At 67.4% G+C, this 15,188-nt stretch carries 14 protein-coding genes and 1 pseudogene; 7 read left to right on the top strand and 8 right to left on the bottom strand.

Annotation, left to right across the window (positions count from 1 at the left end; genetic code table 11):
- Positions 1-24: 24 nt before the first annotated feature.
- Positions 25-234, bottom strand: a complete 210-nt coding sequence (locus ACW17V_RS13720; RefSeq protein ID WP_492105644.1) for a hypothetical protein — start codon at positions 232-234, stop codon at positions 25-27.
- Positions 235-516: 282 nt separating this feature from the next.
- Positions 517-666 (bottom strand): annotated as a pseudogene (locus ACW17V_RS13715) (hypothetical protein); the annotation flags it as partial.
- Between the two features lie 161 nt (positions 667-827).
- Between ACW17V_RS13715 and ACW17V_RS13710 the strand changes: the two are divergent.
- The 4 genes from ACW17V_RS13710 to ACW17V_RS13695 all read left to right on the top strand — a co-directional run bounded on the left by ACW17V_RS13710 (position 828) and on the right by ACW17V_RS13695 (position 2,542).
- Positions 828-1,481: an NIPSNAP family protein gene (locus tag ACW17V_RS13710; RefSeq protein ID WP_492105643.1), complete on the top strand. Its 654-nt coding sequence runs from the start codon at positions 828-830 to the stop codon at positions 1,479-1,481.
- 64 nt (positions 1,482-1,545) lie between these two features.
- Complete coding sequence (locus ACW17V_RS13705; RefSeq protein ID WP_492105642.1) at positions 1,546-1,788, top strand: DUF4160 domain-containing protein; 243 nt, start codon at positions 1,546-1,548, stop codon at positions 1,786-1,788.
- Complete coding sequence (locus tag ACW17V_RS13700; protein WP_492105641.1) at positions 1,763-2,017, top strand: DUF2442 domain-containing protein; 255 nt, start codon at positions 1,763-1,765, stop codon at positions 2,015-2,017. The genes ACW17V_RS13705 and ACW17V_RS13700 overlap by 26 nt, the downstream gene beginning before the upstream one ends.
- Positions 2,018-2,272: 255 nt before the next feature.
- Positions 2,273-2,542 carry a DUF2442 domain-containing protein gene (locus tag ACW17V_RS13695; RefSeq protein ID WP_492108800.1) on the top strand — a complete coding sequence of 90 codons (270 nt, stop codon included), beginning with the start codon at positions 2,273-2,275 and terminating at the stop codon, positions 2,540-2,542.
- 22 nt (positions 2,543-2,564) lie between these two features.
- Here ACW17V_RS13695 and ACW17V_RS13690 read toward each other — a convergent pair whose 3' ends face one another.
- The 5 genes from ACW17V_RS13690 to ACW17V_RS13670 form a co-directional block, all read right to left on the bottom strand.
- Positions 2,565-4,058 carry a calcium-binding protein gene (locus tag ACW17V_RS13690; RefSeq protein ID WP_492105640.1) on the bottom strand — a complete coding sequence of 498 codons (1,494 nt, stop codon included), beginning with the start codon at positions 4,056-4,058 and terminating at the stop codon, positions 2,565-2,567.
- A 318-nt stretch (positions 4,059-4,376) separates the two neighbouring features.
- Entirely contained in the window at positions 4,377-4,589 is a 213-nt protein-coding gene (locus ACW17V_RS13685; protein WP_492105639.1) for a type II toxin-antitoxin system HicA family toxin, read from the bottom strand.
- Positions 4,586-4,783 (bottom strand): type II toxin-antitoxin system HicB family antitoxin, encoded by a 198-nt coding sequence (locus tag ACW17V_RS13680; RefSeq protein WP_492105638.1) that lies wholly within the window; start codon positions 4,781-4,783, stop codon positions 4,586-4,588. The genes ACW17V_RS13685 and ACW17V_RS13680 overlap by 4 nt, the downstream gene beginning before the upstream one ends.
- Before the next feature lie 92 nt (positions 4,784-4,875).
- Complete coding sequence (locus ACW17V_RS13675) at positions 4,876-8,133, bottom strand: amidohydrolase family protein (RefSeq protein ID WP_492105637.1); 3,258 nt, start codon at positions 8,131-8,133, stop codon at positions 4,876-4,878.
- Between the two features lie 106 nt (positions 8,134-8,239).
- Positions 8,240-9,454, bottom strand: coding sequence for an NADP-dependent isocitrate dehydrogenase (locus ACW17V_RS13670; RefSeq protein WP_492105636.1), 1,215 nt, complete (start codon positions 9,452-9,454; stop codon positions 8,240-8,242).
- A 195-nt stretch (positions 9,455-9,649) separates the two neighbouring features.
- Here ACW17V_RS13670 and ACW17V_RS13665 point away from each other — a divergent pair, with 195 nt between their 5' ends.
- A complete protein-coding gene (locus tag ACW17V_RS13665) occupies positions 9,650-12,154 on the top strand; it encodes an ATP-binding protein (RefSeq protein WP_492105635.1) in 2,505 nt (834 codons plus the stop codon).
- A 60-nt stretch (positions 12,155-12,214) separates the two neighbouring features.
- Here the strand turns inward: ACW17V_RS13665 and bla are convergent, their stop codons facing one another.
- Positions 12,215-13,243, bottom strand: a complete 1,029-nt coding sequence (gene bla / locus ACW17V_RS13660) for a class A beta-lactamase (protein ID WP_492105634.1) — start codon at positions 13,241-13,243, stop codon at positions 12,215-12,217.
- Positions 13,244-13,336: 93 nt separating this feature from the next.
- Between bla and ACW17V_RS13655 the strand changes: the two genes are divergently transcribed.
- On the top strand, positions 13,337-14,125 hold the full coding sequence (locus ACW17V_RS13655; RefSeq protein WP_492105633.1) for an RNA methyltransferase: 789 nt from the start codon (positions 13,337-13,339) through the stop codon (positions 14,123-14,125).
- A gap of 4 nt (positions 14,126-14,129) precedes the next feature.
- The gene (locus ACW17V_RS13650; protein ID WP_492105632.1) at positions 14,130-15,128 is read left to right on the top strand and encodes a cupin-like domain-containing protein; all 999 of its coding nucleotides are present in this window, start codon (positions 14,130-14,132) and stop codon (positions 15,126-15,128) included.
- Positions 15,129-15,188 lie beyond the last annotated feature (60 nt).

The following is a 15,188-nucleotide window of genomic DNA, read 5'->3' as shown; positions in this document are numbered from 1 at the left end:
CCCGCCGTCGCAAGCGTCTTCGCGTCAGGGGGGACCCGCGGGCGGCCCGCCGCCCTGCCAGCCCCACGCGGCGCCCTCGGCGCCCTCGGCGCGCTTGAACGCGATCATGTCGGCGATCCCGCAGATTTTCTCGACCAGTCGCTTCTCCAGCCAGGCGCTGTTGCGTTTGCGCCGCAAGGTCGAGCGGCAAAGCCGATCGCGGCGGATCTTGCGGGCCGGGCGGGGCGAGGGCATGGCGGAACTCCTGGTTCTGATGCGCGCACGGCTGCGCCGCCCCGCGCTTTCGCTGCGAAGATCGGGGAGGGTGCGGGGCGCCGGGCCACGCCCGGATGAGAGAGTAGAATTACCGTTTCGACGAAGTCCGGACGCCCCGCGCGATCGTTATCCGTCAGCGTCCCGTCAGGTGGCCCTGTTCAGGCCTTACCGGGAGCTGGTTCTCCACGTTTCCGCGAGGAACCGGCGGTCGAGGCGGGCGAGCCAATCTAATGACTAATGAACACACCCGTCTGTCCTCATCCACGCCGACGGCGGGCGGGCCTGGCCAGCAACCAGGTCCCCGGACCGTCCGGGTATCCCCCCCGAACCTGTCCCCGCTCGACCACACCCCGGGGCCGCGAAGGTCGCTGGCCGCGCGCCCTCCCCATCGCCCCGAGGTGAAGACAGTATACGGCGGTGCGTATCCCGCGAGAGTTGGGGCGCCCCGGGCCAGCGATTTCAGCGGCTTAGGCGCGGGAAGCGGGGCGGACAGAGCGGCCTGCTGACAGATTCCGGCGCCGGCCCGCGCTAGGTCGATCCCAGTCGAGGAGTCGTCCAGCCCAGGAGCCGTCATGACCCTTCCCAGCCCCGCCCCAAACCCCGCAGCCGTCGAGCTGCGCCAGTACACCCTGCATCCGGGCCGGCGCGACGCCCTGATCACCCTGTTCGAGCGCGCGTTCGTCGAGAGCCAGGAGGCGGCGGGCATCACCCTGATCGGCCTGTTCCGCGATCTGGACGATCCCGACCGCTTCGTGTGGCTGCGCGGCTTCACCGACATGGACCAGCGCCGGGCGGCCCTGACCGCCTTCTATGACGGCCCGGTCTGGGCCGCCCATCGCGACGCCGCCAACGCCACCATGATCGACAGCGACGACGTCCTGCTGCTGCAGCCGCATCCTCTGCCGGCCCGGCCCGCGCCCAGGAAGCCGGACAGGCCGCAGACCGGCGGCGACCGCCAACTGACCCTCACCGTCCAGACCCTCGACACCGCCCTGGACGCGCCCACCCTCGACCACCCGGGCGCCGAGATCCTCGCCGCCTGGGTCACCAACCCGGCGCCAAACACCTTCCCCCGCCTGCCGGTGCGCGAGGGCGAGCGGGTGCTGGTCTGGCTGACGGCCTATGCGGACGAGGCGGCGCGGGCGGCGGTGGAGGCCGGCGTTTCGGACGCGGGCGTGATGCAGAGGCTGCGGCTGGCGCCGACGGGGCGGTCGAGGGTGCGGTGAGGTAGGGGAGAAGTGAAACGCAGGTGGTATTGACGATACAGATCTACCATGGGTAGATTTGTCGGTGCCCACAATCCTGCGCATCAACGGCTACCGGTTCTACTTCTACAGCCACGAACCGAACGAGCCGCCGCACGTCCACGTCGACAAGGGGGAAGCGTCCCTGAAGGCGTGGCTGACGCCCGTGGCGCTGGCGCGGAACCTCGGCTACCGGGCGCATGAGTTGAATGTTATCCTGACCCTCGTGCGCGAGCACAGGGTCACCCTCGTGGAGGCATGGCATGAGCATTTTGGCGACAGCCGCTGACGAGCGCGTGCGCGACGTCCGCTGTGATGACGAACGGCTGGTGGTCGACCTGATGGACGGCCGCAGCATCGCCGCGCCGCTCGCCTGGTATCCGCGTCTGCTGAAGGCCACACCGCCGCAGCGCGCCCATTGGGAAATCGCGGGCGGTGGTTACGGCATTCACTGGCCGGAGCTGGATGAGGATCTGAGCACCGAAGGTCTGCTGCGCGGGGCGCCGGCGGCGCGGTAGTCGGCTATCACGCAGGAGGTTTGACGTGGAAACCCGGCCCTTTGACCCGGCGGAATACCTCGACAGCGAGGAGGCTATCGTGGCCTATCTCGCTGACGCGCGAGTAAGTGGCGCAGAGGAACTCGCCGACGCGGTCGAGGTCGTGACCCGTGCCAGGGCGCTTATGGAGGCGTCTTCACGGGCTCGGATTCACGGGCGGACCCTTCCGCGGCGTCGCCAAGGACTCTGAAGGTCGAGCCGAGGTCGTTGATCGTCATGACCACTGCATCACATTCGGCGGACCAACGCGTGCGCGATGTTCGGTGTGATAACGAACGGCTAGTTGTCGAACTCATGGACGGCCGCAGCATCGCCGCGCCGCTCGTCTGGTATCCGCGTCTGCTGAAGGCCACACCGGCGCAGCGCTCCCATTGGGAAATCGCGGGCGGTGGTTACGGCGTTCACTGGCCGGACCTCAGCACCGAAAGGTTACTGCGCGGGGCTCCGGCGGCAGAATGGCGGCCGCGCCGGCTTGCCGGCCTCTGAGAGGTCGAAGCAGCCTAGCCGACTACTCCAGAAGCGACAGGTCGCTTGGCCGGAACTGCCAAAGGCTCAAACCCGCGAGATGGATGACGTAGTCGGCGCCGTCTGCGCCGTAGCCATCCACAAACACATAGGACCCATCGATCACAACCTCGACGACATAAACCGTCGCGGTGGAATGGTTCTCAAAATGGGCATTCGCATCCTTCAGAGCCGCAGCGTAGTCAGTCCGCACGTAGGGTGATGTTTCATAGAGTACGGGCGCGACGCCCAGGTAAATCTTGTCCAGGCCAGACACGAAATCGTGGATGTGTTCAATTTGGGCAAGATTGTCGGCGCCGGCGTAGTCACCTGGATCGAAAACGAAGGAATCTGCGCCGCCACCGCCTGACATCGTATCGACCCCACGGCCACCGTTTAGCCAGTCGTTGCCCCGTCCCCCGTTGATCCGATCCGCGCCATCTCCGCCATCTAGCCTAGTGACGCCATCGTAGCCCTCTAGGTAGTCATTGCCGGCCCCGCCGAACAAAGTGTCGCCATCCGAGCCCAAGAGCCGGTCGTTGCCCGCGTCGCCGTACAGCAAATCCGGTCCGTCTCCGCCGCTTATTCCGTCATTGCCGTCGCCGCCATGGAGCGTGTCGGAGCCAAGGCCCGCGTCGATGATATCGTTGCCGGCTTCGCCGAAGACGAGGTCGTTGCCGTCAGCGCCGCGGAGCGTATCGTCACCAGCGCCCCCCGACAGCGTATCATCTCCTGATTGGCCATACAGATCGTCATTGCCGTCGTCGCCATGGATTAGATCGGCGCCGGCGTCGCCGCTGACGATATCGTCGCCTTGACCGCCATAGATGGCGTCATCGCCCTCGTTTCCATCAATGTCGTCATTGTCGCGATCGCCGAAGATCAGGTCGGCGCCATTGCCGCCATAGATCCTGTCTTCCTGCTGACCACCCAAGATGGTGTCGGCGCCTTCTCCGCCACTTAGGGTGTCGGCGCCAAGGTTGCCGTGGAGGTAGTCGTTACCGGCAACGGCATCGAGACGGTCGTCGCCCTGACCACCCAGCACGGTGTCCGCGCCATCTCCGCCGTCCAAGGTATCTGCGTCCTTGTTGCCCTGCAGCAAGTCGTCGCCCTGGCCGCCAATCAACGTGTCGGCGCCTTCACCGCCGAAGAGGCGGTCGGAGCCGGTTTCACCATTCAGATAGTCCGCGCCACGCCCGCCAAGGAGTTGATCCGAGCCCGCCACGCCGTAGTGCCTGTCGGCCCCATCTCGTCCGTGAAAAAATACAGAGCCGTCCAAAAAGTGATAGCGAGCGCCTCCGGTAATCGCCCCGTAGGAAAATGTCAGTGTCTTGGACCCGAGCGTGAACGAGATGGCGCCGGGTGACGTAGCTGTGGGCTCGGCCTGTACGACAACCAGGAGACTCGAAGCCGACCCTGTCGAGAAAAACATGAGATCGCCGGCCGCGAAGGCGTCGGCTTCGCTCTGGGTTCCGGAATTGAAGTTGATGTCTGTCATCCGGGCCCTTTGAAGCGTCACGCTTGTCTGCAGCGCTGCGCTTCTTCATCTTTCACCATCACGCCCTACCGGCGGGGTTGAACGACGTGTTTCATACACACTTCAAGCGATCAAGGGCGTTGTGGACCCGCAGCTCCAGTGCGCGCCCGTGCCCTTGCGCAGACCGTGTACGTCGATCTGCACCTAGACGCTCGGCGGGGCGGGGCGGGGCGGGGCGCGTGGCGTTGTGGCGACGGCGATTTTGCCCCCTGGTTCGCCATAGCCGTGTCACCATTCTGCCGTACGGCCGCCATGCAGGCCGCAAGGCGGCATGGGCTGCTATAGATCGCTCGCCGTCATCCCTGTGTGTCTGGCGATCCGCGCCAGCATTCGGGGGCCGATCTCTTCTCCGTCGTGGAAAGCGAAGACGAAATCGGGCCAGCCGTCTCGTTCAAGGATGCGGTGGGATCCCGCCTGGCGTTTCAGTCGCCAGCCGAGGGCAGTCAGCGCCGCCATCAGGCGCTTGGCCTTGACCGAAGGCCAGGGGCTCATGCGGCGGCGAACAGCCGATCAAGTTCGGGGGCGCGCTCGCCCTGTTCCAGCCGTTCGGCCAGAACGCGAAGGGCTAGGGTCTCGACGCGGATGATCGCCTCTTCCCGGGTGTCGCCATAGGCCATGACGCCCGGCAGGGCCGGGGCCTCGGCCAGCCAGCGACCGTCATCTTCCTGTTCGACTTCCAGACGCATGGACGGGCTCCAGCAACGCGCGGATGTCTGTCCGCCGCGCCTTGTCCATAGTCCTACCATGCCGGGGCGCCGTCAATGTGCGCGCGCGCCGCCTAGTCCCGATCGTGACTATGGCTCTCCGTGCTCGTCGCCTCCACGGTCAGCGCCTCGCCGTCGCCGCTCTGGAACCAGAACGGCGGGCGTTCGGGCTTGCCGGCTTCGTTCATCCTGCCGTCGAACACCCGGCCGTTGGCGATGGTGTAGGAAATGCTCGCCGTGTTGCGGATGTCGGTCAGGGGGTTGGCGTCGAACACCACCAGGTCGGCCAGCTTGCCGGGCTCCAGTGAGCCCAGGTCCTTGTCCAGGCCCAGGGCGCGGGCGCCGTTGATCGTGCCGGCGTGCAGGGCCTCCAGCGGGGTCATGCCGCCCTGGACGAAGCTCCACAGCTCCCAGTGCGCGCCCAGGCCCTCGCGCTGGCCGTGGGCGCCGATCTGCACCGAGACGCCCAGGCGGTTCAGGCGCGTGGCCTCGCGGGCGACGGCGATATGGTTCAGCTCATTGTCGGGGGTCAACACCGGGCGGCGGGCGCGGTTGTCGAGCAGGCGGCGGGGCACATACTGCTGCAGGCGCGGATCGTCCCAGACCTTGGTGGCCTGGTACCAGTAGTTGTCGCCGGCGTTGCCGCCGAAGGCCACGACCAGGGTCGGGGTGTAGGCGACCCTGGTCTGGGGCCACAGCTGCAGGACGTCGGCGTACAGGCGGTCCAGCGGGATCGAGTGCTCGATGGTGGTGTGGCCGTCGATGATCATCGACATGTTGTGCTGATACAGCGACCCGCCCTCGGGCACGACCATCAGGCCCAGCTGGTTGGCGGCCTCGATGATCTGCTGGCGCTGTTCGCGGCGGGGCTGGTTGTAGCTCTTCACGCTCCAGGCCCCGACCGCCTTCATGCGGCGCAGGTTGGAGAGGGCGTCGTCCAGGCTGTCGACCTTGGCGGTGAAGGGCGTGGTGGCGCCGTAGAGGATCGCGCCGGTCGAGAAGATGCGCGGGCCCACCACCTGGCCGGCCTTCTGCAGCTCGGAATGGGCGAAGATCTCGGAGGTGTCGTTGGACGGGTCGTGGAGGGTGGTGACGCCGAAGCCCAGGGCCGCGTAGTTGACCCAGCTGCGCTGCGGGATGATCTCGTCCGAGCCCATCGAGCCGTGCCAGTGGGCGTCGATCAGGCCCGGCGTGATGGTCTTGCCGGTCATGTCCATGACCCTGGCGTCGGCCGGGACGGTGACCGAGGCCCTGGGGCCGATGGCGACAATGCGGTTACCGTCCAGCACGACGACGCCGTCCTCGATGACCTCGTCGCCCTTCATGGTGACCAGGCGGGCGCCGGTGAGGGCCAGCTTGCCGGCCGGCTTGAAGGCGGCCTGCTTGAAGCCCAGGTCGACGCCGTGCTCGGCGGGCTTGGGCAGTTCGGCGGGGGCGCCCTCGACGAAGCTGAAGCTGTCCTTCAGGCCCCGGCTGTAGAGCTGCGGGCCCAGGGCCCAGTTCAGGGTGCGGCTGTCGCCCGACCAGTGGATCCAGTCGCCGGCGTCGCGGGTGACGCGGGTCTGGGGCAGGGCCTTGCCGTCGGTGGCGACGGTGACCGGGCGGCCGGTCCGGGTGAAGGGCGCGACATAGGCGTTGAAGCGCTCGGTCCAGGCGATCCAGGCCTCGTCGGGCGAGACGGCGAACTCCGACGCGAATTCCGAGGTCAGGTGGGTGCGGGGCTCGTGGCCGTTCAGGTCGACGGACTTCAGGGCGGCCAGCTTGTCCTGGCGGCCGCTGAAATAGACGCGGTCATTGGCGGCGCCGAACTGCGGGGCGGTTCCCTTGTCGGTGATCAGGGTCGCCTCGCCGCCGGCCGTCGGCACGCGGTAGAGGCCGGGGTCGCGGGTCCACAGGGTGCTGAGCAGCACCCCGTCGGTCGAGGCGCGATAGACGATGGTCCTGCCGTCGGGCGAGAACACCGGCTCGACGAAGCGGCCGGGGTTCTTGTTGACCTTGCGGCCCTCGCCGCCGGTGGCCGGGATCACCCGGATCGAGCCCAGGTCCTCGTCGTTCCAGGTGGTGTAGACGATGGATTTGCCGTCGCGTGACCAGGCCGGATAGAGCTCGAAATGGTCGCTCTGCTTGGTCAGGCGGCGCGGCGTTCCGGTCGGCAGGTCGCGGATCCACAGGTGGCCCAGGGCCTCGAACACCACCTTCTTGCCGTCGGGCGCGGTGCGGGCCCAGCGGATCATCTTGACGTCGAACTGCTCGGGGGCGACCTCGACCGGGAAGCGTACGGCCTCGCGGGCCTTGCGGGTGTCGGCGACGTGGAAGGGGATGTCGGTGACGGCGTGGGACTTGGCGTCGATCCGCCGGATCTTGCCGCCGGCCCAGACCACCAGCGACGCGCCGTCGGGCGTCCAGCTGATCGCCGGATAGACGCCGTGGATGGCCCAGGTCTCCTGCATGTCGCGGTCGAGATGGTCATAGACCTTGGTCTCGCGGCCCGAGGCGATGTCCATCACGTACAGGGTCGACTGGAAGCGCACCCGGCGGATGAAGGCCAGCGACTTGCCGTCGGGCGAGGGGGTGGGACGGATCGCGCCGCCGGGGCCGCCCAGGAACTTCTTCACCTCGCCGGTCTCGCGGTCCAGGCGCTGGATGGCGTAGATCTCGGTGTTGGGGTCCTTGCTGTATTCGAAGACCCCGCCCTCGGTGACGTCGTCGCTGAAATAGAGGTAGCGGCCGTCGGGCGAGAAGGCGGGCTCGCCGCTGTCCTTCTGCTGGGTGCGGCGCTCGGTCAGCTGCACGCCGTTACCGCCGGCGCGGTGATAGAGCCACATCTCGCCGGCCCCCAGCGAACGGCCCGAGGTGAAGTGCTTGCGCCCGACGATGAACTGGCCGTCGGGGCTCCAGTCGGGCTGGGACAGCAGGCGGAAGCTCTCGCTGGACACGGCCTTGGGGTTGGATCCGTCGCGGTCCATGACCCACAGATTGTCGCCGCCGCCCCGGTCGGAGGTGAAGGCGATCTGCCTGCCGTCGGGCGAGTATTTGGGCTGCATGTCCCAGGAAATGCCGCTGGCGATGTTGCGCGCTTCGCCGCCGGTGATGGGCAGCACATAGAGGTCGCCCATCAGGTCGAAGACGATCTCCTTGCCGTCCGGACTGACGTCCAGCGACATCCACGAGCCTTCGGTGACGTCGAGCTTGAGGTCCCTGGTGTAGCCGGCCGGCGGGTTGCGCACGTCCCATTTGGGCTTGTCGGGCTTGGCGTCGGGCGAGGGCGTCTGGGCCAGGGCCGGGGCGCAGAGAACCAGAAAGGCCGCGGTGGCCAGCAGGACGCGCTTCATCTTCGTGATTCTCCATCGGTCGCGGCAGAGCTTAGCGAAGCGCCGATCAAAGAAAACGCCCCCCGGTTTCCCGGGGGGCGTTCTGTCGTCTCGAAGGTCTAAAGCCTTAGACGGCCATGGCCTTCTGGAGGTTCTCGTCGATCTTGTCGAGGAAGCCTTCGGTGGTCAGCCACGACTGCTTGTCGCCGACCAGCAGGGCCAGGTCCTTGGTCATGAAGCCGCTTTCGACGGTGTCGACGCAGACCTTTTCCAGGGTCAGGGCGAACTTGGCCAGCTCGGCGTTGTCGTCCAGCTTGGCGCGGTGGGCCAGGCCACGGGTCCAGGCGAAGATCGAGGCGATCGAGTTGGTCGAGGTGCTCTGGCCCTTCTGGTGCTGGCGATAGTGACGGGTCACGGTGCCGTGGGCGGCTTCGGCTTCCACCGTCTTGCCGTCCGGGGTCATCAGCACCGAGGTCATCAGACCCAGCGAGCCGAAGCCCTGGGCCACGATGTCGGACTGCACATCGCCGTCGTAGTTCTTGCAGGCCCAGACATAGCCGCCCGACCACTTGAGGGCCGAGGCCACCATGTCGTCGATCAGGCGGTGCTCGTAGTGGATGCCGGCGGCCTTGAACTTGTCGGCGTATTCGGCGTCGAAGATCTCCTGGAAGATGTCCTTGAAGCGGCCGTCATAGGCTTTCAGGATGGTGTTCTTCGTCGACAGATAGACCGGATAGCCACGGCCCAGGCCGTAGGCGAACGAGGCGTGCGCGAAGTCGCGGATCGACTCGTCGAGATTGTACATGCCCATCGCCACGCCGGCGCCGGGGGCCTTGTAGATCTCGTGCTCGATGACCGCGCCGTCCTCGCCGACGAACTTCATCGTCAGCGTGCCCTTGCCGGGGAACAGGAAGTCGGTGGCCTTGTACTGGTCGCCGAACGCGTGACGGCCGACGATGATCGGCTGGGTCCAGCCGGGCACCAGGCGCGGCACGTTCTGGCAGATGATGGGTTCACGGAAGATCACGCCGCCCAGGATGTTGCGGATCGTGCCGTTGGGCGACTTCCACATCTTCTTGAGATTGAACTCGGTGACGCGCTGCTCATCGGGGGTGATGGTGGCGCACTTGACGGCGACGCCGTGCTTCTTGGTGGCCTCGGCGGCGTCGATCGTCACCTGGTCGTTGGTGGCGTCGCGGTTTTCGACCGACAGGTCGTAGTAGTCGAGCTCCAGGTCCAGATACGGGAAGATCAGCTTATCCTTGATGAGCTTCCAGATGATGCGGGTCATTTCGTCGCCGTCCATGTCGACGACGGGGTTGGCGACTTTGATCTTGGCCATTGCGGGGTCTTTCCTCCGGCGGTGGCGCGCCTGTGGCGATCTGGCGCACAGGGCCAGGTCGCGGGCGCGGACCGGGTGGCTATAGACTGTTGCGCGGCAGGGGAAAAGCAGGTCGGTTGTCGTTCAGTCGGTGTTAGCGGCTATTGGCGGCTATTGACTGAACCGGCCCCATGACCGCGAGGGACAGATTTGGGCGTGAACAGCCTCGGATCGATCACGGATGTAAGCGCGCCGCTGGCCCGTAGGCTGCTGCTGGCCGTGGCCGTTCTGTCGATCACCGTCACGGGTGTCGCGACCGCCGTCGCCTTCTTTTTCGTGCAAAAGAGCGCCGCCGACACCCAGATGCGCCACCTCGCCGAATATGTCGACGAGCGCGCCAAGACCGAAGACCGCCTGTTTTCCGATCTGACCAAGGTGCACGAGGCCGCCAGCGACTCCCTGACGCGGCGGCTGGAAAGCCGCAGTGTCCGCGACGCCCAGCTTGAGTTCGAGACCTTGTTTCCCAACTTTGGCGATGGGACGCGGCGCACGGCGCCGAGGTTGTTCGACGGGGTCCGTCAGGGCCCGCACTATGTCTATGGGCTAGGCGGCTTTCTGCCGCGCGCTCAAACCCTGACGCTGCGCGAGCGAGCCCTGTTCGTCTCGGCGATGGAGGTGGTAGCCAACACCGGCGAGGCCCAGGGCCGGCGCTACGACAATTTCTACTTCTTCACGCCCAAAACGCGGCTGGTCATGTTCGGCCCCAAGCGGCCCGACAAACTTCTGTACTATCGCCGCGACGCCCCGCCGACCCTGGACATTTCCGCAGAGGAGATGTCCCAGCTGAGCCTGCCCGAGAACAATCCGCGCCGGTTGACGCGGTGCACCAGCCTGCGTCGACTGATCTCTGATCCCAGCGGCCGGGAACTGACGACGGGCTGCATGACGCCCTACTACTTCCGCGACCAGTTCATGGGGATCTGGGGCACCACCCTGTCGCTGGAGCCCTATCTGTCGCGCGCTGTGGCCGACTCCCTGCCGGGCGGCTCCAACATGATCGTCTCCAATGACGGCGAGATGATCGCCGCGCCGGGCCTGACCCGTGACGGGATCATCGGCGCCGACCGCCTGCGCGAGGTCGAGGCCCGGGCCAGGACAGGCGAGATCGTCCGCCAGATCAGGGCGACGGGCCGGGACATCGGCGTGCTTCGTGACGCGCGCGGCGACCGGGTCATAGCCTATGGTCGCTTGAAGGAGCCCAACTGGTGGTTTCTGATGACCTTTCCGTCGCGGGACCTGTTCTGGTCTTCGATCAGGACGGCCTCGTGGGTGCTGTTCTTCGGCATGCTGGGCGTGCTCGCCCAGGTGCTGCTGCTGTACCGCTTCATCGGCCGCGAGGTGGTTTCGCCGCTGAGGCTGCTGACCCAGTCCCAGCGTGGCAGCCAGGGCGGGGCGGACGTGGTCGTGGAAGCCCGGCAGGACGAGATCGGGGCCCTGGCGCGCACCCTGCGCGAGCAGCGTGAGGGCAATGAAGACCTGCTGCGCAGCGTCGCCGAACGGACGGTCGAACTTGAGCTCGCAAACGAGGCCAAGTCGCTGTTCCTGGCCAATATGAGCCACGAACTGCGCACGCCGCTGAACGGCGTCATCGCCATTGGCGAGCGTCTGGCCGAGGAAGACGATCCCAAGGTTCGCCGCGAACTCTCCGCGCTGGTGGCCTCTTCAGGGCGACTGCTGGAGCGTGTTCTGGGTGATATTCTGGATGTCTCGAAGATCGACGCCGGCCAGTTCCAGCTGAACCCGGGCCCGTTCGACCTGGAGCGCCTGGTGCGCGAGGTCGCCGAACTGCACGCCGTCGCCGCCCGGGCCAAGGGCCTGGCCTTTTTCTGGTCCATCACGCCGGACGCCTGCGGCGGCTATAGGGGCGACTCTGTGCGGATCAGCCAGATCCTGTCCAACCTGCTGGCCAATGCGGTCAAGTTCACGGCCAGGGGCTCGATCTCCCTGGCCGTTGAGTGTCGGGACGACCGTCTGGCTTTCGCGGTGGCCGACACCGGCGTGGGCTTTGATGACAAGGTGCGCGAGCGTCTGTTCAAGCGCTTCGTCCAGGCCGACCAGTCGATCACCCGTCAGTTTGGCGGCACAGGCCTGGGCCTGACGATATCGGCCGCCCTCGCCGAAATGATGGGCGGCCGCATCGATGCGCGGGCGGTGGTCGGATCCGGAGCCGTCTTCGAGGTCGAGCTGCCCCTGCAGCGCCTCGATGACGAGGGGGCGAACGACCTGGACGCGCCGCAGGAAGAGATCTCGCTGGAAGGGCTGCGCGTTCTGGTCGCCGAGGACCATCCGACCAACCGCAAGGTCGTCGAGGTGGTGCTGGAGCCGTTCGGCATAGACCTGACCATGGTCGAGGACGGGGCGGCGGCCGTGGCGGCGGTCGAGACCCAGAGTTTCGACGCCATCCTGATGGACATGCAGATGCCGGTCATGGACGGCCTGACCGCCATCCGCGAGATCCGGGCGCGCGAAGCGGCGCAAGGTCTGCCACCCGTGCTGATCGTCATGCTGACGGCCAACGCCATGGAAGAGCACATCGTCTCGGCCAGGGCCGCGGGCGCGGACCTGCACATGGCCAAGCCGTTGCATCCGGCCTTGCTGCTGGAAGCCCTGGCCGGCGTGCGGGCCGGCGCAGCTGCCGATGCGGTCAGCGCGGCGGAGTAGGGCGCCTGCCGGCTGCCCACCACCCGTTGCCGAAGACTCGAAACCAGCCGCGAGGCCCCCTTAAGCCCCCGCCGCCTTCAGCACGATCCGTCCCACATCGGCGATGACCGCGTCGCGCTCTTCGTCCGGCGCCGTCGAGCCGCTGAGGAACACCGCCACGGCGAACTCGCGGCCGTCCTTCAGGCGGTAAATGCCGATATCGTTGCTGGCCGGAGTCAGTCCCAGGTCGGTGCGCGCGCCGCCGGTCTTGTGGGCCAGGGTGGCGCCGGGTGGCAGGGCGGCCTTCAGGCGGCCCGGGCCGGTGTTCGTCGCGGTCATGATCGCGAGCAGACGATCCGTCGAGGCCTTGGAGATCAGTTGCCCCGCCTGCAGCGCCGCCAGGAAGCGTACGGCCGCCGCGGGCGTGGCCGTATCGCGCGGGTCGGCCAGATAGTCGGCCATGGCCTTGCGTCGCGTCGCCTCGGGCACGGCCATCATCACGGGCTTGTAGGTCGCCCCCCGCCAGCCGGCGCGGAACGAGGCCATGCCGGCGATCTCGGGCTGCAGCTGTCGCTCGTAGCGATCGATCCGGAAGTCGTTGATGTTCTTCAGGGTCAGCCAGGCGGTCAGGGCGCCCGGGCCGCCGATCCGTTTCAGCAGCACGTCGGCGGCGGTGTTGTCGCTGGTCCCGCTGGCCGCTTCCAGCAATTCCGCGATCGTGTAGTCGGTCCGCTGGGGCCAGGCCTCGGCGATCGGGCTGAAGGGCGGCGACAGGTCGATGTCGCGGATCGTCACCACCTCGTCCAGGCGGATACGGCCCTTGTCGACCTCCGCCAGCACGGCCGCGCCCAGCGGGGCCTTGAACACGCTTTGCAGCGGAAAGCGCCGCTCGCCGTTGAAGGTCTCGGTCTGGCCGGTCTGGGCGTCGCGCACCGCCACGCCCAACGCGCCGGGGGCGGCGCGGTCGGCCAGGGCCTGGAACTGCTCGGTCAGGTCCTTGACGTCGAACATCGGCTCCAATTGGCCCAGCATCGGCTCTTCTTCGGCGCAACCCGCGCTCAGGGCACCAAGCAGGATGGGGGCGGAAAGCAGGAAGGCGCGACGGTGCATCGAGGTGTCTCACACGGGCGAAGGCGGCCGTAAACGCGGGTCCCGCCGGTTGGGGACTTGCATCGGAACGCACAGCGGCGGCAAAGGGACACCATGAGCCAGTCTTTCGCCCCGCCCTGCGTGATCCTCAACGAGCCGCAGATGGCCGAGAACATCGGCGCCGTCGCCCGCGTGATGGCCAATTTCGGTCTGGCGGACCTGCGCCTGGTGCGGCCCCGCGACGGCTGGCCCCAGGAGCGCGCCTGGCCCTCGGCCTCGGGCGCCGACTGGCCGCTGGACAACGCCAAGGTGTTCGACACCCTGGAAGAGGCGATCGGCGACCTGAAGCTGGTGTTCGCCACCACGGCCCGCCCGCGCGAGACGCGTCTGCCGGTCTTGACCCCGCGCGAAGCCGCCGCCCAGCTGTCGGACGATGTCGCCCAGGGCCGCGCGGTCGGCCTGCTGTTCGGCGGCGAGCGGGCCGGGCTCGAGACCCACGACATCGCCCTGTGCCAGGGCATTGTCAGCATTCCGATCGACGAGCGTTTCCGGTCGCTGAATCTCGCCCAGGCCGTGTCGATCAACGCCTATGAGTGGAAGATGACGGTCGATGACCGGCCGTGGGTCAAGTTCGAGCAGAACGTCGACGATCCCGCCGACCAGGCGTCTTTGCTGGGCCTGTACGGCCAGCTGGAGGACGAGCTGGAAAAGGCCGGCTTCTATCATCCGCCGGAAAAGAAGCCCTCGATGGTCCGCAACCTGCGCGCGCCGCTGGCCCGGGCCCGCCTGACCGAGCAGGAGGTCCGCACCTTCCGGGGCGTGGTCACCGCCCTGTCGCGGGGCCGGGGCCGGGTGCTGGCCAAGCTGGCCGCCAAGGCGGTCAAGGACGAGCCGAAGGGCTGAGGTCATGACCGTTCGCGAGCTGACCACGATCGACGCCGAACAGTTCCACGGGACCATCGTCCCGGCGGCGCAGCCGGTGATCTTTCGCGGGCTGGTCGCCGACTGGCCTGCGGTGCGGGCCGGGCGGGACAGCGACGAGGCCCTGTTCTCGCACCTGTCGGGCTTTGACCAGCAGCAGTCGGTGACGACCCTGGTCGGCGACCCGGAGGCGGGCGGGCGGTTCTTCTACAATGACGATCTGACGGGCTTCAATTTCCGCAGCGGCGGCGCGCGGCTGGACAAGAGCTTCGCGTTCCTGCTGGCCAATCGCGACGTGGCCAGGCCCGCCAGCCTGGCCGTGCAGTCGATCTCGACCCGGAGCCATCTGACCGGCTTCGCCGAGGCCAATCCCTGCGGCCTTCTGGACGCCGAGGTCGAGCCCCGGCTGTGGATCGGCAACCGCGTGACCATCGCCGCCCATCAGGACCCTTACGAGAACCTGGCCTGCGTGGTGGCGGGACGGCGGCGCTTCACGCTGTTTCCGCCCTCCAGCGTCGGCGACCTCTATATCGGTCCGTTCGAGCTGACGCCGGGCGGCCCGACGATCAGCATGGTGTCGTTCGACGATCCGGATCTGGAGCGCCATCCCCGGTTCGCCCGGGCGATGGAGACCGCGCTGGTGGCCGATCTGGAGCCGGGCGACGCGCTCTATATTCCCTATCTGTGGTGGCACCATGTGCGCTCGCTGGCGCCGGTGAACGTGCTGGCCAACTACTGGTGGACGCCGCCTGCGGAGGGGCGAGGGGCGCCGCACGACGCCTTCCTGCACGCCGTGCTGGCGCTGCGCGCCCTGCCGGACACGCACCGGGCGGCCTGGAAGGCCCTGTTCGACCACTATGTGTTCGGCGACGGTCAGGCGGCGACCGAACACCTGCCGCCCGGGCTTGAGGGCATACTGGGGACCCTGCCGCGCGAGGAAGCCGAGCGCCTGCGCAAGCTGCTGGGCCAGAAGATCTCGTCCTGACCCCGGAGGGCGGCGTCCAGAGGCCGCAGGCTTGAGGTCCGCAAACCCCAAGACAGATCC

This window comes from Caulobacter sp. FV2ye17ST (assembly GCF_058680955.1).
The sequence above is the reverse complement of the archived record's forward strand: the minus strand, read 5'-3'. Positions and strand labels throughout refer to the sequence as shown.

Coding starts and splice junctions, on each gene's coding strand:
- ACW17V_RS13720 (WP_492105644.1), bottom strand. CDS start 234: ATGCCCTCGCCCCGCCCGGCCCGCAAGATCCGCCGCGATCGGCTTTGC.
- ACW17V_RS13710 (WP_492105643.1), top strand. CDS start 828: ATGACCCTTCCCAGCCCCGCCCCAAACCCCGCAGCCGTCGAGCTGCGC.
- ACW17V_RS13700 (WP_492105641.1), top strand. CDS start 1,763: ATGAGCATTTTGGCGACAGCCGCTGACGAGCGCGTGCGCGACGTCCGC.
- ACW17V_RS13695 (WP_492108800.1), top strand. CDS start 2,273: ATGACCACTGCATCACATTCGGCGGACCAACGCGTGCGCGATGTTCGG.
- ACW17V_RS13690 (WP_492105640.1), bottom strand. CDS start 4,058: ATGACAGACATCAACTTCAATTCCGGAACCCAGAGCGAAGCCGACGCC.
- ACW17V_RS13685 (WP_492105639.1), bottom strand. CDS start 4,589: ATGAGCCCCTGGCCTTCGGTCAAGGCCAAGCGCCTGATGGCGGCGCTG.
- ACW17V_RS13680 (WP_492105638.1), bottom strand. CDS start 4,783: ATGCGTCTGGAAGTCGAACAGGAAGATGACGGTCGCTGGCTGGCCGAG.
- ACW17V_RS13675 (WP_492105637.1), bottom strand. CDS start 8,133: ATGAAGCGCGTCCTGCTGGCCACCGCGGCCTTTCTGGTTCTCTGCGCC.
- ACW17V_RS13670 (WP_492105636.1), bottom strand. CDS start 9,454: ATGGCCAAGATCAAAGTCGCCAACCCCGTCGTCGACATGGACGGCGAC.
- bla (WP_492105634.1), bottom strand. CDS start 13,243: ATGCACCGTCGCGCCTTCCTGCTTTCCGCCCCCATCCTGCTTGGTGCC.
- ACW17V_RS13655 (WP_492105633.1), top strand. CDS start 13,337: ATGAGCCAGTCTTTCGCCCCGCCCTGCGTGATCCTCAACGAGCCGCAG.
- ACW17V_RS13650 (WP_492105632.1), top strand. CDS start 14,130: ATGACCGTTCGCGAGCTGACCACGATCGACGCCGAACAGTTCCACGGG.